At 69.2% G+C, this 23,560-nt stretch carries 23 protein-coding genes and 1 tRNA gene; 11 read left to right on the top strand and 13 right to left on the bottom strand.

The genetic code is table 11. The annotated features are described in order from the left end of the window. Positions 1-237 precede the first annotated feature (237 nt). Positions 238-711 (top strand): hypothetical protein, encoded by a 474-nt coding sequence (locus ABS642_RS20560; protein ID WP_282216398.1) that lies wholly within the window; start codon positions 238-240, stop codon positions 709-711. A gap of 241 nt (positions 712-952) precedes the next feature. Here the strand turns inward: ABS642_RS20560 and ABS642_RS20555 are convergent. Beyond that, positions 953-1,025: transfer RNA gene (locus tag ABS642_RS20555), tRNA-Thr, on the bottom strand. A 41-nt stretch (positions 1,026-1,066) separates the two neighbouring features. Continuing rightward, positions 1,067-2,020 (bottom strand): thioredoxin domain-containing protein, encoded by a 954-nt coding sequence (locus ABS642_RS20550; RefSeq protein WP_282216366.1) that lies wholly within the window; start codon positions 2,018-2,020, stop codon positions 1,067-1,069. Positions 2,021-2,252: 232 nt separating this feature from the next. Between ABS642_RS20550 and ugpC the strand changes: the two genes are divergently transcribed. Both ugpC and ABS642_RS20540 read left to right on the top strand, forming a co-directional pair. After that, positions 2,253-3,359, top strand: coding sequence for a sn-glycerol-3-phosphate ABC transporter ATP-binding protein UgpC (gene ugpC / locus ABS642_RS20545; protein WP_282216365.1), 1,107 nt, complete (start codon positions 2,253-2,255; stop codon positions 3,357-3,359). 75 nt (positions 3,360-3,434) lie between these two features. Continuing rightward, positions 3,435-4,739, top strand: a complete 1,305-nt coding sequence (locus ABS642_RS20540) for a DUF4032 domain-containing protein (protein ID WP_350351555.1) — start codon at positions 3,435-3,437, stop codon at positions 4,737-4,739. A 12-nt stretch (positions 4,740-4,751) separates the two neighbouring features. On the opposite strand, the gene ABS642_RS20535 is transcribed toward ABS642_RS20540, so the two are convergent. From ABS642_RS20535 to ABS642_RS20515, 5 genes are all read right to left on the bottom strand, one after another. After that, on the bottom strand, positions 4,752-5,393 hold the full coding sequence (locus tag ABS642_RS20535; RefSeq protein WP_350351554.1) for an NAD(P)H-binding protein: 642 nt from the start codon (positions 5,391-5,393) through the stop codon (positions 4,752-4,754). Positions 5,394-5,404: 11 nt separating this feature from the next. Continuing rightward, positions 5,405-6,418: a 23S rRNA (guanosine(2251)-2'-O)-methyltransferase RlmB gene (rlmB, locus tag ABS642_RS20530; protein WP_282216362.1), complete on the bottom strand. Its 1,014-nt coding sequence runs from the start codon at positions 6,416-6,418 to the stop codon at positions 5,405-5,407. Then, on the bottom strand, positions 6,411-7,877 hold the full coding sequence (gene cysS / locus ABS642_RS20525) for a cysteine--tRNA ligase (RefSeq protein WP_350351553.1): 1,467 nt from the start codon (positions 7,875-7,877) through the stop codon (positions 6,411-6,413). Before cysS ends, rlmB begins: the two co-directional genes overlap by 8 nt. A gap of 103 nt (positions 7,878-7,980) precedes the next feature. Continuing rightward, positions 7,981-9,201: a 2-C-methyl-D-erythritol 4-phosphate cytidylyltransferase gene (ispD, locus tag ABS642_RS20520; protein ID WP_350351552.1), complete on the bottom strand. Its 1,221-nt coding sequence runs from the start codon at positions 9,199-9,201 to the stop codon at positions 7,981-7,983. 90 nt (positions 9,202-9,291) lie between these two features. Beyond that, a complete protein-coding gene (locus ABS642_RS20515) occupies positions 9,292-9,774 on the bottom strand; it encodes a CarD family transcriptional regulator (protein ID WP_017201416.1) in 483 nt (160 codons plus the stop codon). A 135-nt stretch (positions 9,775-9,909) separates the two neighbouring features. On the opposite strand from ABS642_RS20515, the gene ABS642_RS20510 reads away from it, so the two are divergent. Next, positions 9,910-10,443, top strand: coding sequence for a DNA modification methylase (locus ABS642_RS20510; RefSeq protein WP_282216359.1), 534 nt, complete (start codon positions 9,910-9,912; stop codon positions 10,441-10,443). 72 nt (positions 10,444-10,515) lie between these two features. Here the strand turns inward: ABS642_RS20510 and ABS642_RS20505 are convergent, their stop codons facing one another. After that, on the bottom strand, positions 10,516-11,199 hold the full coding sequence (locus tag ABS642_RS20505; RefSeq protein WP_282216358.1) for a response regulator transcription factor: 684 nt from the start codon (positions 11,197-11,199) through the stop codon (positions 10,516-10,518). Beyond that, positions 11,196-12,416, bottom strand: coding sequence for an ATP-binding protein (locus ABS642_RS20500; RefSeq protein ID WP_282216357.1), 1,221 nt, complete (start codon positions 12,414-12,416; stop codon positions 11,196-11,198). Before ABS642_RS20500 ends, ABS642_RS20505 begins: the two co-directional genes overlap by 4 nt. Before the next feature lie 219 nt (positions 12,417-12,635). Here ABS642_RS20500 and phoU point away from each other — a divergent pair, with 219 nt between their 5' ends. Further along, entirely contained in the window at positions 12,636-13,334 is a 699-nt protein-coding gene (gene phoU / locus ABS642_RS20495; protein WP_282216356.1) for a phosphate signaling complex protein PhoU, read from the top strand. Between the two features lie 62 nt (positions 13,335-13,396). Here phoU and ABS642_RS20490 read toward each other — a convergent pair whose 3' ends face one another. Next, complete coding sequence (locus tag ABS642_RS20490; RefSeq protein ID WP_116635810.1) at positions 13,397-14,146, bottom strand: phosphoglyceromutase; 750 nt, start codon at positions 14,144-14,146, stop codon at positions 13,397-13,399. 68 nt (positions 14,147-14,214) lie between these two features. Here ABS642_RS20490 and ABS642_RS20485 point away from each other — a divergent pair, with 68 nt between their 5' ends. Beyond that, positions 14,215-15,051, top strand: a complete 837-nt coding sequence (locus ABS642_RS20485; RefSeq protein WP_350351551.1) for a class I SAM-dependent methyltransferase — start codon at positions 14,215-14,217, stop codon at positions 15,049-15,051. On the opposite strand, the gene ABS642_RS20480 is transcribed toward ABS642_RS20485, so the two are convergent. The 3 genes from ABS642_RS20480 to ABS642_RS20470 form a co-directional block, all read right to left on the bottom strand. Next, on the bottom strand, positions 15,048-16,169 hold the full coding sequence (locus ABS642_RS20480; protein ID WP_350351550.1) for a glycine cleavage T C-terminal barrel domain-containing protein: 1,122 nt from the start codon (positions 16,167-16,169) through the stop codon (positions 15,048-15,050). The two genes, ABS642_RS20485 and ABS642_RS20480, sit on opposite strands and share 4 nt — an antisense overlap. Before the next feature lie 17 nt (positions 16,170-16,186). Beyond that, entirely contained in the window at positions 16,187-16,789 is a 603-nt protein-coding gene (locus ABS642_RS20475; protein WP_350351549.1) for an FABP family protein, read from the bottom strand. 153 nt (positions 16,790-16,942) lie between these two features. Further along, complete coding sequence (locus ABS642_RS20470; RefSeq protein ID WP_282216352.1) at positions 16,943-17,233, bottom strand: hypothetical protein; 291 nt, start codon at positions 17,231-17,233, stop codon at positions 16,943-16,945. A gap of 74 nt (positions 17,234-17,307) precedes the next feature. On the opposite strand from ABS642_RS20470, the gene ABS642_RS20465 reads away from it, so the two are divergent. From ABS642_RS20465 to pstC, 5 genes are all read left to right on the top strand, one after another. Continuing rightward, the gene (locus ABS642_RS20465; RefSeq protein ID WP_282216351.1) at positions 17,308-18,000 is read left to right on the top strand and encodes a response regulator transcription factor; all 693 of its coding nucleotides are present in this window, start codon (positions 17,308-17,310) and stop codon (positions 17,998-18,000) included. 52 nt (positions 18,001-18,052) lie between these two features. After that, positions 18,053-20,218: an RNA degradosome polyphosphate kinase gene (locus ABS642_RS20460; protein ID WP_350351548.1), complete on the top strand. Its 2,166-nt coding sequence runs from the start codon at positions 18,053-18,055 to the stop codon at positions 20,216-20,218. Further along, positions 20,215-21,213, top strand: a complete 999-nt coding sequence (locus tag ABS642_RS20455; protein WP_350351547.1) for an NUDIX domain-containing protein — start codon at positions 20,215-20,217, stop codon at positions 21,211-21,213. Before ABS642_RS20460 ends, ABS642_RS20455 begins: the two co-directional genes overlap by 4 nt. 159 nt (positions 21,214-21,372) lie before the next feature. Further along, on the top strand, positions 21,373-22,476 hold the full coding sequence (locus tag ABS642_RS20450; protein WP_350351546.1) for a phosphate ABC transporter substrate-binding protein PstS: 1,104 nt from the start codon (positions 21,373-21,375) through the stop codon (positions 22,474-22,476). Positions 22,477-22,581: 105 nt separating this feature from the next. Then, positions 22,582-23,559, top strand: a complete 978-nt coding sequence (pstC, locus tag ABS642_RS20445; protein WP_282216347.1) for a phosphate ABC transporter permease subunit PstC — start codon at positions 22,582-22,584, stop codon at positions 23,557-23,559. Position 23,560: the final 1 nt, after the last annotated feature.

The following is a 23,560-nucleotide window of genomic DNA, read 5'->3' as shown; positions in this document are numbered from 1 at the left end:
TGACTCCCCTCGAATCGGACGACATTGTGTCGACACATTGGGAAGGAGTCGGAAACGCCTCAGGAGTGACGCGGGAATCAGAAATTCGTGGGAAATGCGGACGGATTCGTGATTCGGCGTCACTTCGGACGCCCAGACGACTCCTTCTTCGTGGTGCACGCAGCGATCACCGGTCACCGCGTGCGCCCGCACGAACACAGCAAAGAAATGGCTCCTCGGAGCCGGATAGGGAAGACAATGCCGGACAACCCCAACTCTCGCGACCTCTCGCGCCGCACCCTCGTCAAGGGTGCAGCGTGGTCGGTGCCGGTCGTGGCCGTCGCGGTCGCGACGCCGCTCGCCGCCGCGTCGGAGACACCACCCGCTGCGACCTTCTGGGCCACGGGCGCAACCGTCAGCGTCGTGAGCGGCAACGTGACGAACTTCACCGTCGAGGGCAGCGATGCGAACGGAAACCTCGCTCTGCTCCCCGCCGGCACCAGCGTCATGATCGTCCCGGATGCCGGCGTCACCCTGCAGGTCGTGAACGCCATCGGCATCGTCGTCACGACGAACCCCGACGGCTCGATCACCGGTGTGATCACCGCCAGCGACATCACGAATGTCCGTATCCAGTTCCGCCCGACCGGCCCGTCCGGATCTGGTTACGCGATCACGACCAACATCGACATCGACCCGTTCACGGAGACCATCGACGTCACGCTGCGCTGAGCGGAGCCAGAAGAATCTGATCGCCCCGGCAGGTCGATCCGCGTCACCTCCGTTCCGACGGGATGCGGTCGGGGCGAGCAGAAGAAGGGCAGGTGTCGCCAGGATTCGTCTTGACGACACCTGCCCGGATTATGGGCCGGATGGGACCGGCCCCCGGGAAAGGCCGCGTGGGGGCGGCGTGGGGACACCGAGAAGGCCCGCATCCCCGATGTCGATCAGGGATGCGGGCCTTCGTGCACGGAGCCGACTACGGGACTCGAACCCGTAACCCCCGTATTACAAGTACGGTGCGCTACCAATTGCGCCAAGTCGGCGGACGCCACCAGCTTACCGATGGCATCGTCTCCACTCCGAGCTACGGTGTGGGGGTCGCAGTGGGGCTGGGCGTCGGTGTCGGCGTCTCGGTCGACTGCTGGGAGGCGTCGTTGTCGATCGTGAGCATGAAGTTCGAGAACTCCGCCGGGTCGTCGAGCGCTCCGACGTACGCCTCGCCGTTCGCGACGATCATGGGAGCGGACGAGAGCACGAGGTCGTCGGAACCGGCGAGGGGTCCGTCGAGGGCGCGAGTCGTCGCTTCCTTCGCCCAGGTCACGAAATCGCCGTCGACGATGCAGGACCGGACGGCCTTGGGGTTGTCGACCCCGACCGCCTGGGCGGCATCAGCCAGCTGAGCGTCCGAGAATCCGTCGCTGCCCACCTTGGGCTGGTTGTCGAGCAGGTCGTGGTTGAACGCGTAGAACTGCTCGGGCGAGTGCGTTGCGACGCATGCCGCCGCAGCGGCCGCGCGCAGCGAGTACTTCGTGCCGTTGGAGCTGGCGGTGAGCAGGGCGACCGGGTGGTAGCTGACGGTCACAGCACCTTCGGTGATCCAGTTGGCGAGCTGGCGCGAGTTGGCCCGCTCGAACTCCCCCGCGTCGGGCGACAGGTAGTCCACGTAGACGTGGATCTCGACGCGCTCGGGCGCGCTCGGCTCCGTGGTCGGAGCATCCGTCGCGCCGGCCTCGGTCGGCTCGGGACTCGGCGTCGTGAGCGTCTCATCGGACGCGGCGACGGCGGAGATGTCGTTCACGACGACGCCGTCCGACTCCATGCCCGTCGGGGTGAGCTGCGGCTTGGACACCTGCGCCGACACCGCGAGGGTGACGGCGGTGCCGATCGCGCCGACGGCGATGACCGCGACAGCGCCGATGATGATCCGTCGCATGAGACGCGCCCTGGACTGCTGCGCATGCACCTGCTGTGCCTTCTCCCGCACGGCCTCGCGGGAATTGCTCGGCGTGGGGACGTTCGGCGTTTCGTCGCTCGACATCGTTCCTCTTGAAAGTCTGAGGGGGTCCGGGTTGGCCCCGACCATCGCTCGGAGCGACGATCGCCGCGTGACGCGGCCAGGTTCGATGTTAACCAGCCAGGCTGAGAAATACCCAGGTGCCATGGTTCATGTCATACTGATCCCGACCCAAAGACGGGTCATGGCGGTTCATTCCGCCACTTCCATCACTACGGATCGTCCGGCACGTACCTGCCGGTGAGGAGAAACAATAATGGCATCTGTCACTTTCGACGACGCAACCCGCCTGTACCCCGGCGGCACCCGCCCCGCAGTCGACAAGCTCAACCTCGAGGTCGGAGACGGCGAGTTCCTCGTCCTGGTCGGCCCCTCGGGTTGCGGTAAGTCCACCTCGCTCCGCATGCTCGCAGGCCTCGAAGAGGTCAACGCCGGCCGCATCCTCATCGGTGACCGCGATGTCACCGATGTGCCGCCGAAGGACCGCGACATCGCGATGGTGTTCCAGAACTACGCGCTGTACCCGCACATGACGGTCGCCGAGAACATGGGCTTCGCGCTCAAGATCGCCGGCGTCAACAAGGAAGAGCGCGCCACCCGCGTTCTCGAGGCCGCGAAGCTCCTCGACCTCGAGGACTACCTGACCCGCAAGCCGAAGGCCCTCTCGGGTGGTCAGCGTCAGCGCGTCGCGATGGGTCGCGCGATCGTCCGTCAGCCGCAGGTCTTCCTCATGGACGAGCCGCTGTCGAACCTCGACGCCAAGCTCCGTGTGCAGACGCGTACGCAGATCGCGTCGCTCCAGCGTCGTCTCGGCGTCACCACGGTCTACGTCACGCACGACCAGACCGAGGCTCTGACCATGGGTGACCGCATCGCGGTCCTCAAGGACGGCCTGCTCCAGCAGGTGGGAACGCCGCGCGACCTGTACGAGAAGCCGAACAACGTGTTCGTCGCCGGCTTCATCGGCTCCCCGGCCATGAACCTGTTCTCGGCCGACCTCGCCGAGGGCGGCATCCGCTTCGGCACCGAGGTCGTCCCGCTCGACCGCGACACCGTGGGCCGTGCGAACGGTTCGCAGGTCACGGTCGGCGTCCGTCCGGAGGACATCGTCGTCGGCCCCGCCGACGGCAAGGGCCTCTCGGTCACGGTCGACCTCGTCGAGGAGCTCGGCGCCGACGGCTACCTCTACGGCCACACCGAGATCAACGGCAAGCGCACCGACCTCGTCGCTCGCGTCGACGGCCGCAGCCACCCGAACGCGGGTGAGACCGTCACGCTCGCCGCGACCGCCGGTCACGTGCACGCGTTCGACATCGAGTCCGGCGAGCGTCTGAACGACAAGCCGGTCGTCTCGGCCTCGTAATTCCACTGGACGCGGCGCGGGTCGACCTTCGGGTCGCCCGCGCCGCGTCTGTTTTCCCGACTCCCCTGGAGCGCCATGCAGGATTCGCTGCGGATCACCGCCAGCTCGGTCGACCCGGGCCTTCTATCCCTGCCCTGGTCGACGACGCTCGCGAAATGGCCCTCTGAGCAGATCGTGTCGCTCCCGAAGGGGCTCTCCCGCCACCTCGTGCGCTTCGCCGACCTCTCCGGACGCGTCGTCGCCGTGAAGGAGACGACCGCCGAGATGGCGCAGCGGGAGTACGACATGCTCGGCAACCTGGCCCGCCTCGACGTCCCCTGCGTCGACCGTGTGGCCGTGATCGCCGGACGGACGGATGCCGCAGGCGAGCCGCTTCCCGCGGCTCTCGTCACCTCGCACCTGCGCTTCTCGATGCCCTACCGGGCGCTGTTCACCCGCGTGCTGCGGCCGGACACGGCCACGCGCCTCGTCGACGCGCTGGCGCTGCTGCTCGTGCGCCTGCACAACGTGGGCTTCTACTGGGGCGACGTCTCGCTCTCGAACACCCTGTTCCGTCGCGATGCCGGCGCCTTCGCCGCTTACCTGGTGGATGCCGAGACCGGCGAGTTGCACGAAGAGGGCCTGACCGAGGGCCAGCGCGCGTACGATCTCGACCTCGCCCGCACGAACATCGCCGGCGAGATCATGGACCTCGCCGCGGGTGGGCGGCTGGAGCACGGCGTCGATGCGGTGGCGATCGCCGACGGCATCGTGTCGTCGTACCGGTCGCTGTGGGCCGAGCTGACGGCGCAGGAGTCGTTCTCGGCCGCCGAGACCTGGCGCATCACCGAGCGGGTCGAGCGCCTCAACGCCCTGGGCTTCGACATCGACGAGATGTCGATGTCGACCACCGCCGACGGCACGGTCGTCGAGATCCAGCCCAAGGTCGTCGATGCCGGGCACCACCAGCGCCGCCTCATCCGTCTCACCGGGCTCGACGTCGAGGAGAACCAGGCCCGACGCCTGCTCAACGACCTCGACGAGTTCCGCGCCCGCTCGACCAAGCAGTGGTCCGACGAGGAGATGTACGCGCACGAGTGGCTGACTCGCGTGTTCGAGCCCGTGGTCCGTGCCATCCCCTACGAGCTGCGCACCAAGCTCGAGCCCGCCGAGGTGTTCCACCAGGTACTCGAGCACCGCTGGTACCTGTCGCAGGCGCAGGGGCGATCCGTGCCGCTCGCCGAGGTCCTGACGAGCTATATCAACGAGGTACTGCGCCACCGACGCGATGAGGCCACGATCATGGGCCCGCCGACCGAGACCATGAGCCTGCCCGTGATCACCGGCAACCTGTCACTCGCCGACGACGAGGACGAGGTCGACTGGCGCGACCTGGTCTGACCTCCGCCCGTCTCAGTAGCCGACGGTGAACCGTCCGCGGTGATGGTTGCCCTGTTCGATCTCGTCGACCATCGCGACGGCGAAATCGGCGCCGGAGATCCACGACTTCCCCTCGGCATCCCGCACGATGACATCGCCACCGTCGCGGTAGTGCCCCGTGCGCTCGCCCTCGGCCCACGGGCCGAATTCCTCCGCGGGGTGCACGAAGAACCAGTCGAGTCCGGCATCCGTGCTCTGCAGGAAGGCGAGCGAGTCGATGCCGACCTGCGCCTCGGCCTTGTACTCCTCGGGGAAGCCCTGGTCGAACAGCCGGGGACCACCGGGAGCGACGAGGCTGCCACCGGCACCGCCGATCACGCCGAGCCGGGTCTCGGTCCCCGTGAGCGAGGTGGCGACGCCCTTCAGCGCGCCGAGCACCTTGTCCGCCATGTCGCCGCGCGGGGACAGCGCCCAGACCACCGCATCCGCGCCGTCGAAGGTCGCCGCGACCGACTCGCCGTCGAGCACCGACCGCTGCACGTACGCGGCACCCGCCACCGGGTCGGTGGGCTCGGAACGCGAGACCGCGATCACCGCGTGCCCGCGGGCGACGGCCTCCGCGACGATGTGCCGACCGGCGTAGCCGGTTCCTCCGAGGACGACGATGCGCGCCATGGGGTTCCCTTCTAGGACTTCTTCTTCGCGCCGCGGACGGTCGCGACCTGATAGAGCGCGACGGAGGTCGCGATCCCGGCGTTCAGCGACTCGGTGGACGCGGAGATCGGGATCGAGACGATCTGGTCGCACGTCTCACGCACGAGGCGGGAGAGACCCTTGCCCTCGGAGCCCGCGACGATGACGACCGGGCGGTCGGCGAGCTGCAGGTCGGGCAGCGAGATGTCGCCGTCGCCCGCGAGACCGAGGATGAACACGCCCTGCTTCTTGAACTCCTTGAGCTGCGTGGTGAGGTTCGTCGCGAGGGCGACGGGCGTGCGCGCTACCGCACCGGCGCTCGTCTTCCACACCGCGGAGTTGACGCCGGCCGAGCGGCGCTGCGGCAGGATGACGCCGTGGGCGCCGAAAGCGGCCGCCGAGCGGATGACAGCACCGAGATTGCGCGGATCGGTGATGCCGTCGAGGGCGACGAACAGCGGCACCTGGCCACGATCGATCGCCTTCTCGAGCAGGTCCTGCGGGTGCGAGTACTCGTAGGGCGGCACCTTGATGGCGACGCCCTGGTGCACGCCGTCGAACCCGGCCATCCGGTCGAGCTCCTGGCGGGTGACCTCCAGGACGGGGATGCCGCGGTGGGTCGCGATCGAGAGCATCTCCTTGACCCGGTCGTCCATCTCCACGCGCTGCGCGATGTGGAAAGCGGTCGCCGGGATCTTGGCCCGGAGCGCCTCGAGCACCGAGTTACGACCGGTGACCGTCTCCGCCTCGGACGTGTTGTCCTTCGCCCGCGCTGAACGGTTCGGGTTGCCACCCGATGCCTGGCGCTGGTTCGGCTTGCCCTTGCCACCGGAAGCCGCGTAGCGCTCGGCCGCGGCCTTGCGCTTGCCGGCGGGGTGCCAGGCGCGATCCTCCGCCTTCGGGGTCGGTCCGCGGCCCTCGAGCGCCTTGCGTCCGAGTCCGCCGGTGCCCTTGGTCGGGCCCTTCTTGTTTCCCTTGTTCGCGCCGGGGCGCTGTGGCTTAGCCATCGATACTCCAATGAGTTCCGGCCGGAGTGTCCTCCAGCGTGATTCCTGCGGCGGCGATCGCGTCACGGATGCGATCGGCCGCCGCCCAGTCCTTGTCTGCACGCGCCTGGGCGCGCTGCGTGATCATCGTCTGCACGAGGGCGTCGAGAGCGGATGCCGAGGCGTCGCCGCCGTCCGCGCCGTCGCGCCACTGCGTCGAGCCGGGGTCGATGCCCAGGATGCCGGTCATCTCGCGCACCTGCCACGCAGCGATCCATGCCGCAGCGTCGTCACCGGCATCCAGCGCGCCGTTGCCCCGACGCACGGTGTCGTGGATGACAGCAAGCGCCTGCGGGACCGCGAGGTCGTCGTCGAGCGCATCACCGAAGGCCGCGGGAAGGACGAACACGCCCTCCGCTTCGCCGTCATGGTGGCGCTCGGCCTCCTGCGCCGGCCTCTCGGCCGACCACGTGAAGGGACTCTCGAGGCGCCCCGCGCGCTCGAGGAACGATCGGATGCGACCAAGCGCGGCATCCGCCTCGACGAACGACGACTCGGTCAGGTCGAGGCTCGACCGATAGTGCGCTGCGGCGAGGGCGTAGCGCACCACGAGCGGGTCGAACTCCTCGAGCACGTCCGCCGCCGGCGTGAAGTTGCCCAGCGATTTCGACATCTTCTGGCCGTTCACGGTCACCAGGCCGTTGTGCACCCAGTAGCGCGCGAACGCGTCACCGGCCGCCGTCGACTGGGCGAGTTCGTTCTCGTGGTGCGGGAAGCGCAGGTCGAGACCGCCGCCGTGGATGTCGAACTCGGCGCCGAGATAGCGCTTCGACATCGCGGAGCACTCGATGTGCCACCCCGGTCGGCCGGGGCCCCAGGGTGAGGACCAGGTGGCGTCGGCCGGCTCCTCGGGCTTGGCGCCCTTCCAGAGGGCGAAGTCCTGCGGGTTGCGCTTGCCGCGAGGGTCCGCGTCCTCCGCTGCCTCCATGGCGTCGACGGACTGATGCGTGAGCGCACCGTACTCGGACCACGAGCGCACGTCGAAGTACACGTCGCCGGAACCGTCCGGAGCCGGGTACGCGTGACCCCGCTCGATCAGGCGGTCGATGAGCTCCTGCATCTGGGGGACGGATGCCGTCGCCCGCGGCTCGTACGTCGGCGCGAGGATGCCCACTCCGGCATATGCCGCCGTGAACTCCTGCTCCATCCGGTAGGCCAGAGCCCACCACGGCTCGGCATCCGTCGCGTTCGCGAGCACCTTGTCGTCGATGTCGGTGACGTTCCGGACGAATGTCACACGACCGAACCGGTGCGCGAGCCAGCGGCGCAGCAGGTCGAAGCTCAAAGCCGCTCGGACATGGCCGATGTGCGGGCCGGACTGCACGGTGGGTCCGCAGACGTACATCGTGATGTTCTCGGGATCGAGAGGCACGAAGTCGCGCAGCTGGGCAGCGCGGGTGTCGTAGAGGCGGAGTGTCACCGCTCAAGCCTACTCGGGCACGGCTGAACGCCCGCCGCCGTGCGACGATTCGCGGATCATGTGACGAATCGCGGACGGATCGGGGGAATCGAGCCGCGAAACGTCACACTCTCCGCGAAACGTCTGGCAGCAGCAGAGCCATCGCCGTGACGGAGATGCCCTCTCCGCGTCCGGGGAACCCGAGCCCGTCGGTCGTGGTGGCCGTGACCGAGACGGAAGCGCCGCCCAGGGCTGCCGAGAGCACGGCCTCGGCCTCCGCTCGACGGGCGCTGAAACGCGGCCGGTTCCCCTGGAACTGCACCGAGACGTTGCCGATCACGAAGCCGGCATCCGCCAGCAGCTCCCGCGTGCGGGCGAGGAACACCGCGGCGTGCGCTCCGGCGTACTCGGGATGCGCCGTGCCGAAGTGCTCGCCGATGTCGCCGAGTCCCGCGGCACCCAGCAGCGCATCGACGATCGCGTGAGCGACCGCATCGCCGTCGGAGTGCCCGGACAGCGCCGGCTCCCCCGGCCACTGCAGCCCGGCCAGCCAGAGGTCGCCCTCGCCTCCGAACGCGTGCACATCGGTGCCGACGCCGACGCGCGGCGCACCGGCGCCGATCGCCGGACGGGGCGCCGTGGTCGGGGCCGCCGCCAGCAGGTGCCGCGCCCGCTCGAGGTCGGCGGGCGTCGTGATCTTGAAAGCGCGGGCGGAACCGTCGACGTGTCGCACCGCATGACCGGATGCCGCGAACAGCGCGGCATCGTCGGTGTAGTCGACGCCCGACGCGAGCGCACGGGCGTATGCCTCCTCGAGAAGCGCACGAGGGAAACCCTGCGGGGTCTGCGCGGCCGCGAGCTCCGAGCGGTCGACCGGGCCGACGACCGTGTCGGCATCGACCCGCTTGAGCGTGTCGACCACGGGGAGCGCGGGGATGACGCCCGTGTCCGCGGTCACCGCGGCGGACACGGCATCGATCTGCGCGGACGGAGTGAGCGCGCGGGCCGCATCGTGCACGAGCACGGTCGTCACATCGCCCCACAGCGCGGAGAGCCCCGCGGCGACGGAGAGCTGACGGGTCGCGCCGCCGGCGACGACCCGACCGAGGTCGCGGCGCTCGCCCGCTGCAGCATCCAGCTCGGCCTCCGCATCGCCCTCGTAGCCCGGAGGCGCGACGACGATCACCTGCGCGGGAGCCGCGGCGAAGACGCCGTCGAGGGCGTGACGCAGGATCGAGTGCGCATCGATGCCCACCAGGGCCTTCGGCGCTCCGGCGTCCAGCCGGGTGCCGGAGCCTGCGGCGACGACGATGATCGCGGTGTCGGGGACGGGGAGCAGAGTCACCGTCTCACGCTACCGCGTGGGTGGGGACGCCGAAGGGGCGGATGCGAGATGCATCCGCCCCTTCGGAGACGTACTCAGGCGTGCGACGCCTCAGGACGCGAGGACCTCGTCGAGCAGTGCGCCCGCCTTGTCCTCGTCGGTCTTCTCGGCGAGCGCGAGCTCGGAGATGAGGATCTGACGCGCCTTGGCCAGCATCCGCTTCTCTCCTGCGGAGAGTCCGCGGTCCTGGTCACGACGCCACAGGTCGCGGACGACCTCGCTGACCTTGATGACATCGCCGGAGGCGAGCTTCTCGAGGTTCGCCTTGTAACGACGCGACCAGTTGGTCGGCTCCTCCGTGAACGGGGCTCGCAGCACCTCGAACACATGATCGAGGCCCTCCTTGCCGATCACGTCGCGAACGCCGACCAGGTCGACATTCTCAGCCGGAACCTCGATGATGAGGTCTCCCTGCGTGACGTTGAGCTTCAGATATTTCTTCGCCTCACCCTTGATGATGCGTTCCTTGACCTCGATGATGGTCGCAGCGCCATGGTGCGGATAGACGACGGTCTCGCCAACCTCAAAAAGCATAAAAACGTGTCCTTTCGGCAACCTCAAGGATACCACAGGGAATATGCGCTAAGGTTCGCGCCTCGGCGTCCCTGAGGCTGTGCCCGCATACCCGTAGAATGGTTGCGGATACCCCGCCGGACCTCAGGAGGACCCGTGAAATCGCGCCTTGTTGCGTCTGCCGCCCTCAGCGCCGTCGTTCTTCTCGGCGCGACGGGATGCACGTTCATCTCGCCCCAGGCGACGAAGATCGAGTACGCCGCGTCGGACGGCGTGAACGTCTCCGACCCCGACGCTCCGATCGACGTCCGCAACGTGTTCGTCGTCGCGACGGAAGACGGCTCGGTCGGCAACCTCATCGCCGCGATCGTGAACCCGACCGACGAGAAGGCCACGCTCACGATCACCCTCGAGGGCATCGACCCGTTCACGGTCACGGTCCCCGCGGGGAAGACCGTCAGCCTCGGCGCCGACGAGGAGCCCCTCCGCATCGTCGACCTCGACACCAAGCCGGGCGCGACCGTCGAGATCCACTTCCAGTCGGGCGATTCCACCGGCGTCAAGACCGCGGTGCCCGTCCTCGACGGCGCCCTCCCCTACTACGCGGACCTGGTCCCGGACGTCACCGAGCGTGCGCCGCAGCCGACTCCCGTCCCCACCGACACCGCCGCGCCCGCTCCGGCGGAGTGATCCTCCGCTGACGCAGACACACGAGAGAGGCCGGTCACCCTGGGGTGACCGGCCTCTCTCGTCGTCCGGGGCTCAGCCCTCGAAGCGGTAGCCCAGCCCGCGCACGGTCACGAGCATGACGGGTTCGCTCGGGTTCTCCTCGATGCGCGAACGGATGCGCTTGATGTGCACGTCGAGCGTCTTGGTGTCGCCGAAGTAGTCGCTCCCCCAGACTCGGTCGATGAGCTGACCGCGTGTGAGCACGCGGCCCGAGTTGCGCATCAGGACCTCGAGCAGCTCGAATTCCTTGAGCGGCATGTTGATCTGGTCACCGGCGACGGAGACGGTGTGCCGGTCGATGTCCAGCGAGACACGTCCGCCGTCGAGCACGCGCTCGTCGAGCTCGCTCTCAGCCTGGACGACCCGGCGGAGCACGGCGCGCATGCGCGCGAGCAGCTCGCGCGAGGAGTAGGGCTTGGTGATGTAGTCGTCGGCGCCCAGCTCGAGGCCCACCACGATGTCGACCTCGGAGTCCTTCGCCGTGAGCATGATGATCGGCACGGCCGACGTCGACCGGATCTGGCGGCACACCTCGGTGCCCGGCATCCCCGGCAGCATCAGATCGAGCAGCACGATGTCGGCACCGCGCTCGCGGAAGGCCGTGAGCGCGCCAGGGCCGTCCTCGGCGATCTCCACCTCGTACCCCTCGCGACGAAGCAGATAGGCGAGGGGGTCGGCGAGGTCGGGCTCGTCCTCGACCAGAAGGATGCGGGTCATGCTCTCTCTCCGTTTCGAACGCGGGCGGATGCGGCTTTGGCCGCTTTGCGCGCGCGCTTCTTCTTGCTCTTCTTGTCCGAGTCGATATGCCCGGGGGTGTCGATCCGGGGAAGCCGGATCGTGAAGGTGGAGCCGCGCCCCGGGCGGGACCACAGGCGCACCTCGCCGCCGTGCCGCTGGGTCGCGTGCTTGACGATCGACAGTCCGAGGCCCGTGCCGCCGGTGCGGCGCGAGCGCGCCTCATCCGCGCGGTAGAAACGCTCGAAGATGCGCTCCCGATCGGCTTCGGCGATGCCGATGCCCTGATCGGAGACCGCGATCTCGACGATCTCGGCGTCGGCCTTAACGCCGACGCCGACGCGCGATCCCCGGGGCGAGTACACGATGGCGTTCGCGATGAGGTTGCCGACCGCCTCGACCAGGATCTGCGCGTCGCCGCGCACCCAGATTCCACGGTCGCCACCGCGGGCGAGTTCCACGCCGGCGGAGTCGGCCTGGACGACGTGGGCCTCGATCGATGAGGCGATCACCTCGTCGATGGAGACCGATGCGACCTCGGTGAGCCCGCCCTCGGCCTGCAGCCGCGACAGGCTCATGATGCGGCCGGTGAGCTGGCCGAGTCGGCCGGCCTCTGCGGAGATCCGCGCGGCGAAGATGCGCACCTGCGCCGGGTCGTCCGCGGCGGACTCGATGGCTTCGGCGAGGAGGCTGACGGCGCCGACCGGCGTCTTGAGCTCGTGACTGGTGTTGGCCACGAAGTCGCGACGCATCTGGTCGAGGCGCTCCTGCTCCGTCACATCGCGGATGATCAGGAGGACCAGTCGCGTGCCGATCACGCTCGCGCGGGCCGAGACGAGCCGCGGGTCGAGGCTCAACCCGCCGCGGGTGATCCGGAACGACTCGGTGGTCGAGCCGCCCGTGGTCTTCGCGGCGCGCACGAGCTGGCGGAGTTCGGGGTTGTCGAGCGTGGAGCCGACCTCGATGCCGAAGCGGGTCGCGGCGTGCGAGACCGCGAGCACCAGACCGGAGGAGTCCACCACGCACGCGGCGTCGTCCATGCTGCCGAGCACGTCGGTGATCCCGGCCGGGATCTCGAGCGATGTCTCCTCCTCGGCCCGCGCTCGGGCGCGGTACGCCCACACCACGAGGAGGGAGAGGCCGATGCCGATCACCAGCCCGATGGCGAGCGAAGACAGCGCGAGCTGCGGCAGGGTCATGACACCAGCGTAGAGTGCGTTCACCGTCCGAACGGCGGGTTTCTGCGCCCTGACGGCAACGCGAGAAGTACTATTCACGTGCTGGGCACCGTTCGTTAACCTTCGGAGCACACAATCTCCTCGGGCCTGTGCGGGAGCGCAGACCTGCCCCCGTGCGGACGAACCGCCGTCTCGCGCCGTGCACACAGCCGAGATCCGAATGAAAGGTTGCGCCCCACCATGCGCGAAGTCTTCCACCAGTCCCTCGAGGACCTGCAGGCCCGCCTCGTCGAGATCGCGGACCTCGTCACCGTCGCGATCGACAAGGCGACCCGCGCTTTCGCCACCAGCGACGTAGCCTTGGCGGAGGAGGTCATCGCCGACGACGCCAAGATCGACGCGCTGGCGATCACCCTCGACGAGCAGGCCATCGAGATCCTCGCCCGCCAGCAGCCCGTCGCCCGCGACCTGCGCATCGTCGTCACGGCGCTGCGGGTGAGCGCCTCGATCGAGCGCATGGGCGACATGGCCGAGCACATCGCCCAGCTCGCTCGCCTCCGGTTCCCGGAGCGCGCCATCCCGAAGGGCCTCAAGGGCACGTTCGTGAAGATGGGCGAGCTCGACGTCGAGATCTCTCGCACGCTGTCGGAGCTGCTCCGCACCGGCGACCTGCGCTTCGCCGACACGATCCGCAATGCGGACGACGACGTCGACGAACTGCACGCCACCGTCTTCGAGAAGGTGCTCAGCGACAACTGGAAGGGCGAGGCGACGGCGACCGTCGATGCCACGCTCGCCAGCCGGTACCACGAGCGCTTCGCCGACCACGCGGTCGCCGTCGCCAAGAAGATGGTCTACCTCGCCACGGGCGACTGGCAGGTCTCCGAGGCCGAGATCGCTCTCGCCGTCGAGCAGCAGCAGGAGCTCGGGCACGCCTGACGCGTACACACGAGAGGAGGGGCGGATGCTGTCAGCATCCGCCCCTCCTCTTGTACGTGGCGTTACTTCTTGCCCTGCGCGGCGACCGCGGCGGCACCGGCGGCAGCGGCCTCGGGGTCGAGGTAGCGGCCGGGCCCGGTGGGGACGTTGTTCTCATCGAGCTCGTAGACCAGCGGGATGCCGGTGGGGATGTTCAGCTCGGCGATGTCGGCGTCGCTGATGCCCTCCAGGTGCTTGACCAGACCGCGCAGCGAGTTGCCGTGCGCCGTCACGAGAACGGTCTTGCCGGCTTCGAGGTCGGGGACGATCGCGCTCTCCCAGTACGGCAGCAGACGGTCGATCACGAGCTTGAGCGACTCGGTGCGCGGCACCTCGCCGTCGATCCCGGCGTAGCGCGGGTCGTTCACCTGGCTGAACTCGCTCGCGTCGTCGAGCACGGGCGGCGGCACGTCGAAGGAGCGGCGCCACAGCTGGAACTGCTCGGGGCCGAACTCCTCGAGGGTCTGCGCCTTGTCCTTGCCCTGCAGCGCACCGTAGTGGCGCTCGTTCAGCCGCCACGAGCGGGTCACCGGGATCCAGAGCCGGTCGGCGGCGTCGAGCGCGATGTTCGCGGTCTGGATCGCCCGGCTCAGCAGCGAGGTGTGCAGCACGTCGGGCAGGATGCCGGACTCGGCGAGCAGCTCGCCGCCTCGGCGGGCCTCCTTCTCCCCCTGCTCGTTCAGGCGGACGTCCACCCAGCCGGTGAAGAGGTTCCGTTCGTTCCACTCGCTCCGGCCGTGGCGGAGCAGGATCAGGGTGCGCGTCGCAGTCATGCGGCCAGTTTATCCGCGACGGCCGCTCCGGATTGGTCCGCAGACGCATCGAGGGGGAGGATTGACTCATGGCGTCATCTCCCGTCGGCCGGCCGACGCGCGGCACGACCGGGACGAACCGGCTGCGCCGCAACGACCGCTGGATCGCTGCGAGCCCCGCGTTCCGCCGTGCCGCCGATCCGCTGGTGATCGATCTCGGTTACGGCGCGAGCGGTGTCACCGCGTTCGAGCTCGCGGCACGGCTGCGCGCAGTCAGGCCGGATGCCGAGGTGCGCGGCCTCGAGATCGACCCGGCGCGGGTGGCGACCGCCGACGCTCAGCTCGCCGGGATCCGTGCCGGCCGCACGAGTTTCCCGGATGATCTCCGCGTCTCGTTCGCACGCGGCGGCTTCGAGATCCCGCTCCCCGACGACCGGCGACCCGCCGTCATCCGGGCGATGAACGTGCTGCGCCAGTACGACGAGGCCGACGTGCCGGCGGCCTGGCGGACGACCGCCGCGAGGCTGGCTCCGGACGGGCTCCTCATCGAGGGCACGTGCGACGAGATCGGCCGCGTGGCGAGCTGGGCCGATGTGCAGCCCGACGGATCTCCCGTGCGCTTCACGATCTCGCTGCGTCTGGCCGGGCTCGAGCACCCGAGCATCGTCGCCGAACGGCTGCCCAAGGCTCTGATCCACCGCAACGTCCCCGGGGAGCGGATCCACGCCCTCCTGGTCGACCTCGATCGCGAGTGGGATCGAGCGGCCGCTCTCACGACATTCGGCGCCACCCAGCGGTTCCTGGCGACGGTCACGGCCCTGCGGGATCAGGGCTGGCCGGTGCTCGGCGGACGCACCCGCTGGCGTCTGGGCGAGCTCACGCTGCCCTGGGATGCGGTCGCGCCGCTCGACGCGTCTCGCGCCTAGATCGCGGCGCGGGGATCCGGCGCCGCGGGACGACGCGAGAGCCGGGTGAGCCGGGGGATGTCGGCGGTGGCGCCGGCATCCGCCGGCACGATCACCTGCTGCGAGGCGGCGATGTCGATGCCGTCGGCGCGCACCACGAGGTCGCCGATCGGGGCGCGTCGTGCCAGGATCGCGAGCGCGATCGGACCGTCTTCATGATGACGGGCGACCGAGGTGACGTGGCCGACCTCGTCGTCGCCGGCGAAGACGGGAGACCCCGGCTCAGGGAGCACGGCATCGCTGCCGTCGAGCTGGAGCGCGGCGAGACGACGCGGCGGGTGCCCGAGGTTGTGGACCTTGGCGACGGTCTCCTGCCCCCGGTAGCAGCCCTTGTTCAGGTGCACGGCGGTGCGGATCCAGTCCGACTCGTGCGGGAGCGACCTGTCGTCGACCTCGGCCGCCCACCGCGGACGCCATGCCGCGATGCGGAGCGCCTCGGCCGCCAGGAGACCCGCGGCGGCTTCGTGGTCGATCGTCGCGGCCAGCTCGCCCGCGGCATCCGGAGAGAGCAGGGCGATGCGCCACGCGAGCGAGGCGCCGGGGTGATCGACGACCTCGGCGTACTGGTGGCCGCCGAGCGCCACGTGCTGCCAGGGGTCTTCCCAGACGAGCGGGATGCGGTCGCCTGCCGCCGCTGCGGCGTGCACGGCCAGCGCGGCGGATCCTCCGTCGACGAAGCCGAGCAGCACCAGGTCCGCCCGCACGTCGACGGTCGCCTGGGTGCGGAACTTCATGCGCGTCAGCCAGGTCGCGAGAGCATCGGCATCCGCTGCGTCGGCGATCAGCCAGGTCGAAGTGCCGTCGTCGACGACGCCGGCGGCGTGCTCGACGCGGCCCTGCGGGTCGAGCACCAGGAGCTCCGTGCTGTCGCCCGCGTTCAGATGTCCGACGGACTGCGAGGTGATCGAGTCGAGCCAGCCGAGACGCTCAGGGCCGGCGACCTCGATGACGGTGCGATCGTCGAGCGCGACCACCGCGTCGCCCGCGGCGAGACGACGCTGTTCGCGGAACGGGTCGCCGAAGTGCGCGATGCCGGCATCGCCGGCGACGGCCCCCGGGAAGCTCTCGAACACGCTCATGTCAGACGCCGTCCGTCTCAGACCTTGGCCAGCCGCGCGGACGCGTGCGCGCGCAGCGGCGTGCCGAGGGCCGCGATGTCCCACGCCCACAGCATGTGACCGTCGACGAGGCCGTACATGCGCGATGCCGCGCCGTAGTCCTTGGTGCCGGCCGCCCGGACGACCGCGTCCGAGGCGATGTCGACCCGCGGACCGTTGATCTCGCCGAGATAGAGCTCCAGGATGCCGTCGGAGTGTGCGAGCGAGACCTCGATCGGGAACGCGCCGTTCTCCCCGCGCAGGCTCTCGACGTCGTCGACCGTGCGGGTGATGACGTCGGCCTGCGGAGGCAGCAGCGCCGGACCGGGATCCGCAGCGGCCGCCGGACGCGAGAGGCGCCAGAATCCGGTCTCGGCGATCAGCGGGATCGACAGCGCCTGGTCCTCGCCGGTGAACGTCGCGGTCGCCGAATAGTTGAGGTACGGGCCGCCGTCATGACTGAAGCTGACCCGGTGGGTGAAATCGCCCTGCAGGCGCTCCTCCCCGACGGGGTAGTCGATGATACCGGTTCCCTCCCACACGCCGATCAGCCACGCGAGCGGGGCGAGGTCGGCGGGGAGGTCGGTGGGCAGATCGAGCACGATGCGTCAGCGCTGGCCGCGGAAGAGGTTACGCAGAACCACTGCCGAGACGAAGACGATAGCGAGGCTCGCGAGGCCCAGGAGGCCGATGAAGAAGATTTCGAGCGCCATGAGATCCATGTCTCCACCTTACCGCGCGGCGGGACGCCGAGATCAGGTGGGCAGCAGCGCGGCGATGCCGAAGCCGACCGAGATCAGTCCCATCAGCACGAGCGCGCCCGTGACGCTGCCTGCCACCCGGAAGATGAACCCCTGGGTGCGGCCGTACCAGAGCTGCACGGCGAACGAGAGCAGCACGATGCCGCCGAAGGCGACCAGCATCCACGGGACGCGCCATTCCTCCGGCACGAAGATCCCGACGGCCACGGTCGCGACGAATGCGATGACCCACACGGCGACGACGCCGACGAGGGCATTTCGCGGTGCGAGCGCTGGTTCGGACATGACACCATTGTTGCGCATCCGGTGCCGGTATCATGGCGGCACGGCGTCGACCCCCGCGCCGGTGAGGAGTGCGCGTGGCCCTGGTGCTGGTTCTGACCAACGCTCCGCTGTCGGAGCAGGTGCTTCCCGCGCTCGAGCTGCTCAGCCACCGCGTCCGGCAGATCCCCGCCGAACCGGCTCAGCTGGTCAGCGCGCCCGATTACGACGTCGTCGTCGTCGACGGCCGTCACGATCTGGTCGGCGCGAAATCGCTGTGCCGTCTGCTCCGCGCCACAGGGCAGGACGCACCGCTCCTCCTCGTCGTCACGGAGGGCGGCATGAGCGCCCTTTCCGGCGACTGGGGCATCGACGACGTCCTGCTCGCGACCGCCGGCCCCGCCGAGATCGATGCGCGCGTCCGACTCGGACTCGCCCGCCGCGACGAGGTCGCCGAGCCCTCCCGGGTGCAGGCCTCCGGTGTCACGATCGACGAGCAGTCCTATTCCGCGAAACTGCGCGGCAAGCCGCTGGACCTCACCTACAAGGAGTTCCAGCTGCTGCACTTCCTCGCCACGCACCCGTCGCGCGTCTTCACACGCGAGCAGCTGCTCAGCGAGGTGTGGGGATACGACTACTTCGGCGGCACCCGCACCGTCGACGTGCACGTGCGCCGCCTCCGCGCGAAGCTGGGCGACCAGGAGCAGATCATCGGAACGGTGCGCAACGTCGGCTACCGGTTCAACGTGTACGAGGACGAGACCCTGGCGGCGACGGCGGCAGCCCGGTAACGGATCGGGTCCGTTCACACGCGCGTCACCTCGCGGTGATTAGATGTACCCCATGATCGATCCCGCACTCACCGACGCCGGCCTCGGTGACGCCGAAGACGACGACTTCGACGCCGTCGAGTCGCCCGACGCCCTGCTCCCCGACCACCGGTACCTCGACCGGGAGCTGAGCTGGCTGGCCTTCAACCAGCGCGTGCTGGAGCTCGCCGAGGATCCGTCGCTGCCCGAGCTCGAGCGGGCGAACTTCCTCGCGATCTTCGCGAGCAACCTCGACGAGTTCTTCATGGTCCGCGTGGCGGGGCTGAAGCGGCGCATCATGACCGGTCTCGCCGTTCCGACGAACATCGGCCGCTCCCCCGTCGACGCCCTCGCCGACATCTCGCGAGAGGCGCACGATCTGCAGCTGCGCCACGCCGCGGCATGGACCGACCTGGTGCGCCCCGCCCTCGCGGATGCCGGGATCGAGATCACCGACTGGTCCGAGCTCACCGAGGAGGAGCGCTCCGCGCTCTCGGACTACTTCGGCGCGCAGGTCTTCCCCGTGCTGATGCCGTTGGCCGTGGACCCCGCTCACCCGTTCCCGTACATCTCCGGCCTGTCGCTGAACCTCGCGATCCGCATCCGCAACGCCCGCACGGGCCGCCAGGAGTTCGCGCGCCTCAAGGTGCCGCCGATGCTCCCCCGCTTCGTCGAGGTGCCGGGTCACGGTGAGATCAAGCGCTTCCTGCGCCTGGAGGAGCTGATCGCGAACCACCTGGGCGACCTCTTCCCCGGCATGGAGGTGCTCGACCACCACGCGTTCCGGCTCACCCGCAACGAAGACGTGGAGATCGAGGAGGACGAGAGCGAGAACCTCATCCAGGCGCTCGAAGCGGAGCTCCTCCGCCGTCGCTTCGGCCCGCCGATCCGTCTCGAGATCACCGACGACATGGACGAGGTCACCATGGACCTGCTGGTCCGCGAGCTCGACATCACGGATCTCGAGGTCTACCGCCTTCCCGGTCTTCTCGACCTGCGCGGCCTCTTCGACCTCTCGCGCATCGACCGGCCCGACCTGCGCTACCCGCCCCACCTGCCGACCACCGCCGTCGCCTTCCAGCCGACCGGGTCGAACAGCCGCGCCGACATCTTCAAGGCGATCCGCAAGTCGGACGTGCTGGTGCACCACCCGTATGAGTCGTTCACGACCAGCGTGCAGGCGTTCCTCGAGCAGGCCGCCCGCGACCCGCACGTGCTGGCCATCAAGCAGACGCTGTACCGCACCTCCGGCGACAGCCCGATCGTCCAGGCGCTCATCGACGCCGCCGAGTCAGGCAAGCAGGTGCTCGCGCTGGTCGAGGTGAAGGCGCGCTTCGACGAGGCGAACAACATCGTCTGGGCGCGCAAGCTCGAGAAGGCCGGCGTGCACGTCGTCTACGGACTCGTCGGGCTGAAGACCCACTGCAAGCTCGCCCTCGTGATCCGCGAGGAAGACGGCAAACTGCAGCACTACTCGCACGTCGGCACCGGCAACTACAACCCGAAGACCAGCCGTATCTACGAGGACTTCGGGCTGTTCACGGCCGATGCGCAGGTCGGCAAGGACCTCACGCGCCTGTTCAACGAGCTCAGCGGCTACGCGATCGAGAAGAAGTTCAAGCGCCTGCTGGTCGCGCCGCTCCACCTGCGCAAGGGTCTGGTGCGCCAGATCGACGCCGAGCGCAAGAACGCGGAGGCGGGCAAGCCCGCGCACATCCGCATCAAGGTGAACTCGATGGTCGACGAGGAGATCATCGACGCCCTGTACCGCGCCAGCGCCGCCGGCGTGAAGGTCGAGGTGTGGGTGCGCGGCATCTGCAGTCTGCGCACGGACCTCGACGGGATCAGCGACAACATCACGGTGCGCAGCATCCTGGGCCGATACCTCGAGCACTCCCGCATCTTCGCCTTCGAGAACGACGGCGACCCGCAGGTGTACATCGGCAGCGCCGACATGATGCACCGCAACCTCGACCGCCGTGTCGAGGCGCTGGTGCGCGTGTCCGACCCCGCCCATCTCAAGGAGCTGCTGTCGTTCTTCGACCTCGCCATGGACGAAGGCACCACGTCGTGGCACCTCGGCGCGGACGGCGTGTGGACGCGGCACGCCGAGGATGCCGACGGCAAGCCGCTCATCGACCTGCAGGATAAGACCATGGGGTTGATCCAGCGGCGGCGCCGCGCACGGGCAGTGCGATGACGGTCGGGCAGGAGCAGAGCGCCCGGGCCGCGAGGACGCCGCCACCGGCGTCGAAGTGGACCGACAAGGCGGTGTACGCGGCGGGCGCCGTCGTCTGGCGCATCGTCGACGGCAAGCTCCGCATCCTGCTGATCCACCGCACGAAGTACCGGGACGTCACTCTTCCCAAGGGCAAGGTCGACCCGGGCGAGATGCTCGCCGAGACCGCCGTCCGGGAGGTCCACGAGGAGACCGGCATCCGGGTGTCCCTGGGCGTGCCGGTGGGCGTGAGCCGCTATCACCTCGCTTCGCAGAAGCAGAAGGTCGTGCACTACTGGGCCGCCGAGGCCACCGACGACGCGATCCGCGAATCGACCTTCGTGCCGAATCGCGAGATCGCCGCAGTCGAGTGGGTGAGCGCCAAGAAGGCGCGGGAGCGGCTCAGCTACCCCGTCGACCTCGAGATCCTCGACTTCTTCACCAACCTCGTCGAAGACGGTGTGCTGCGCACGTTCCCCGTGATCGCCCTGCGGCACGCGAAGGCCCTCTCGCGGTCGGAGTGGGACGGCGCGGATGCCGCGCGTCCGCTGACCGAACGAGGACGGAAGCAGGCGGCCTCGATCGTTGGGCCGCTGCGCGCATTCGGTGCGCGCAAGATCGTCACCAGCGATGCCGTGCGGTGCATCGAGACGGTCAGGCCGCTCGCGACAGCCCTCGATCGCAAGATCGTGAAGACCGAGAAGATCAGCCAGGACGCGTGGGAGGACGGCACGTCCGATCTCCGCGCCGTCGTCGGTCGCCGTGTCCGCTCCGGCAAGCCGGCCGTGCTCTGCAGCCACGGTCCCGTGCTTCCCGGCCTGCTCGCGGAGATCGCTCTCGCCACCGGCACCATCCAGGGGTCCTATCTCAGCAGTGCGGCCGACCTCGACCCCGGGGCCTTCTCGGTCGTGCATCTCTCCGCCACGAACCCCGGCTCCGGCATCATCTCGATCGAGACGCACATTCCGAAGGTCTGACGACTTCGCGCGTCTCCAGCAACCGCCTGGGGCCGCCCCAGAGAGTCGCTCGCCGTTCACCTGCCGTTCACCTGCGCGGGAGAGTCTCGTTAACCGCCGCACTTAGCGTCACTGTGTGCCCTGCACCGGGCCCCACCCTCCAAGATCGAAGGATCCACAGTGAAGATCTCCCGAATCGCACGAATCGGCGCCATCGGCGCCGTCGCCGCTCTCGCACTCGCCGGCTGTGCCGCGAACGAAGCCGGCACCGGCGGCTCCAGCGACGAGCCCTCGGAGTCCACGCTCTCCGGCACCATCGACGCGACCGGCGCGTCCTCGCAGACCGCAGCCCAGGAGGCCTGGGTCGCCGCGTTCCAGACCGCGAACCCCGACGTCACGGTCAACTACGAGCCCACCGGCTCCGGCACGGGTCGTGAGAACTTCCTCGAAGGCGGCAGCAACTTCATCGGCTCCGACCGCGCGTTCAACGACGAAGAGATCGCCGCCGGCGGCTTCGGTGCCTGCACGACCGACGACATCGTCGAGGTCCCGCTCTACATCTCCCCCGTCGCGGTCGCGTTCAACCTCGAGGGCGTCGACACCCTGAACCTGGATGCCGCCACCATCGCGGGCATCTTCGCCGGCACGATCACCAACTGGAACGCTCCGGAGATCGCCGCCCTGAACGACGGCGTCAAGCTCCCCGACCTGGCCATCTCGCCGGTCCACCGCTCCGACCCCTCCGGCACGCAGGAGACCTTCACCAAGTACCTCAGCGCCACCGCGGGTGACGTCTGGACCTACGAGCCGGCCGACGTCTGGCCGATCCAGGGCGGCGAGGCCGCTCAGGGCACCTCGGGTGTCGTCCAGGCCATCGGCGCCGGCAACGGTGCGATCGGCTTCGCCGACGCGTCGCAGGTCGGCGACCTCGGCCAGGTCCACGTGGGCGTCGGCGAGGACTTCGTCGCCTACTCGTCCGAGGCCGCCGCGAAGCTCGTCGAGGGCTCGCCGCTGGTCGAGGGCCGCGGCAAGGCCGACCTCGTCTTCGACGTCGACCCGGCATCCGCCGCGGACGGCGCCTACCCGATCGCGCTGGTCAGCTACCTCATCGGCTGCGAGCAGTACGAGGACACCAACGTCGCCGAGCTCGTGAAGGAGTACTTCACCTACATCGCGAGCGAGGACGGTCAGAACGCCGCTGCCGACAACGCCGGCAGCGCACCGATCTCGGAGGGTCTGCGCGAGCAGGTGCTCGCCGCGATCGACCTGATCCAGGTCGGCTGATCCCGCCCACCCGCTGATGGCGGTGCCCCCGCGTCCCGATCGGACGCGGGGGCTCCGCCGGGTCAGCACCCGCTCCATCTCGACCCGGCCCGAAACAGGGAGATCATGAGCACGACCGCGCAGGCGCCGACTCCGGCACCGACCAAGGCGCCGCCCGCACCGATCAAGGCCAAGCAGCGACTCGGCGACCGGGTCTTCTCCGGCACCGCGCTCGGGGCGGGGGTGGTCATCCTCATCGTCCTGGTGCTCGTCGCCGCCTTCCTCGTCATCCAGAGCATCCCCGCGTTCCAGCTCGACACGAGCGACAACCACATCCTTCGCGGCGAGTCCTTCTGGACCTACGTGGGGCCGCTCGTCTTCGGCACGCTGTGGGCCTCGTTCATCGCGCTGCTCATCGCCGCGCCGATCGCGATCGGCATCGCGCTGTTCATCTCGCACTACGCCCACCGGCGTCTGGCCGCGTTCCTCGGCTACATCATCGACCTGCTCGCCGCCGTCCCCTCCGTGGTCTTCGGCCTCTGGGGCGGTCTGGTGCTCGCGCCGCTCCTGCAGCCGATCTACGCCTGGCTGAACACGAACGCCGCCTGGGTCCCGTTCTTCCAGGGCCAGGTCTCCTCGACCGGCAAGACCATCCTCACCGCGGCGCTCGTGCTCGCCGTGATGTGCATCCCGATCATGACCGCGATCTGCCGTGAGGTCTTCCTGCAGACTCCGAAGCTGCACGAGGAGGCCGCGCTCGCGCTCGGATCCACGCGCTGGGAGATGGTGCGGATGGCGGTCCTGCCGTTCGCCCGCGGCGGCATGGTCTCCGCAGCGATGCTCGCCCTCGGACGTGCACTCGGCGAGACCATGGCCGTGACCATGGTCCTCTCCCCCTCCGCGGTCGTCAGCTTCCTCGTCCTCACCTCGACGAACCCGACGCCCATCCCCGCGAACATCGCGCTCGCCTTCCCCGAGGCCCACGACACGGGCGTCAACACCCTCATCGCCACCGGCCTCATCCTCTTCGTCGTGACCTTCGCGGTCAATGCGCTGGCGCGCTGGATCGTCGCCCGCCGCGCCGAGTTCTCGGGAGCGAACTGAC

It is taken from the genome of Microbacterium sp. A8/3-1, from assembly GCF_040267695.1.
GTDB classification, from domain to species: Bacteria; Actinomycetota; Actinomycetes; order Actinomycetales; family Microbacteriaceae; genus Microbacterium; species Microbacterium luteolum.
The sequence above is the reverse complement of the archived record's forward strand: the minus strand, read 5'-3'. Positions and strand labels throughout refer to the sequence as shown.

Bases quoted from the DNA above. Each gene is read 5' to 3' on its own strand.
- ABS642_RS20505 (WP_282216358.1), bottom strand. From the start codon at position 11,199: ATGACCCGCATCCTTCTGGTCGAGGACGAGCCCGACCTCGCCGACCCC.
- ABS642_RS20470 (WP_282216352.1), bottom strand. From the start codon at position 17,233: ATGTCCGAACCAGCGCTCGCACCGCGAAATGCCCTCGTCGGCGTCGTC.
- ABS642_RS20490 (WP_116635810.1), bottom strand. From the start codon at position 14,146: ATGACTGCGACGCGCACCCTGATCCTGCTCCGCCACGGCCGGAGCGAG.
- ABS642_RS20550 (WP_282216366.1), bottom strand. From the start codon at position 2,020: ATGTCGAGCGACGAAACGCCGAACGTCCCCACGCCGAGCAATTCCCGC.
- rlmB (WP_282216362.1), bottom strand. From the start codon at position 6,418: ATGGCTAAGCCACAGCGCCCCGGCGCGAACAAGGGAAACAAGAAGGGC.
- ABS642_RS20515 (WP_017201416.1), bottom strand. From the start codon at position 9,774: ATGCTTTTTGAGGTTGGCGAGACCGTCGTCTATCCGCACCATGGCGCT.
- ABS642_RS20500 (WP_282216357.1), bottom strand. From the start codon at position 12,416: ATGACCCTGCCGCAGCTCGCGCTGTCTTCGCTCGCCATCGGGCTGGTG.
- ABS642_RS20485 (WP_350351551.1), top strand. From the start codon at position 14,215: ATGGCGTCATCTCCCGTCGGCCGGCCGACGCGCGGCACGACCGGGACG.
- ABS642_RS20455 (WP_350351547.1), top strand. From the start codon at position 20,215: ATGACGGTCGGGCAGGAGCAGAGCGCCCGGGCCGCGAGGACGCCGCCA.
- ABS642_RS20480 (WP_350351550.1), bottom strand. From the start codon at position 16,169: ATGAGCGTGTTCGAGAGCTTCCCGGGGGCCGTCGCCGGCGATGCCGGC.
- ABS642_RS20540 (WP_350351555.1), top strand. From the start codon at position 3,435: ATGCAGGATTCGCTGCGGATCACCGCCAGCTCGGTCGACCCGGGCCTT.
- phoU (WP_282216356.1), top strand. From the start codon at position 12,636: ATGCGCGAAGTCTTCCACCAGTCCCTCGAGGACCTGCAGGCCCGCCTC.
- ABS642_RS20560 (WP_282216398.1), top strand. From the start codon at position 238: ATGCCGGACAACCCCAACTCTCGCGACCTCTCGCGCCGCACCCTCGTC.
- ABS642_RS20460 (WP_350351548.1), top strand. From the start codon at position 18,053: ATGATCGATCCCGCACTCACCGACGCCGGCCTCGGTGACGCCGAAGAC.
- ugpC (WP_282216365.1), top strand. From the start codon at position 2,253: ATGGCATCTGTCACTTTCGACGACGCAACCCGCCTGTACCCCGGCGGC.
- pstC (WP_282216347.1), top strand. From the start codon at position 22,582: ATGAGCACGACCGCGCAGGCGCCGACTCCGGCACCGACCAAGGCGCCG.
- ABS642_RS20535 (WP_350351554.1), bottom strand. From the start codon at position 5,393: ATGGCGCGCATCGTCGTCCTCGGAGGAACCGGCTACGCCGGTCGGCAC.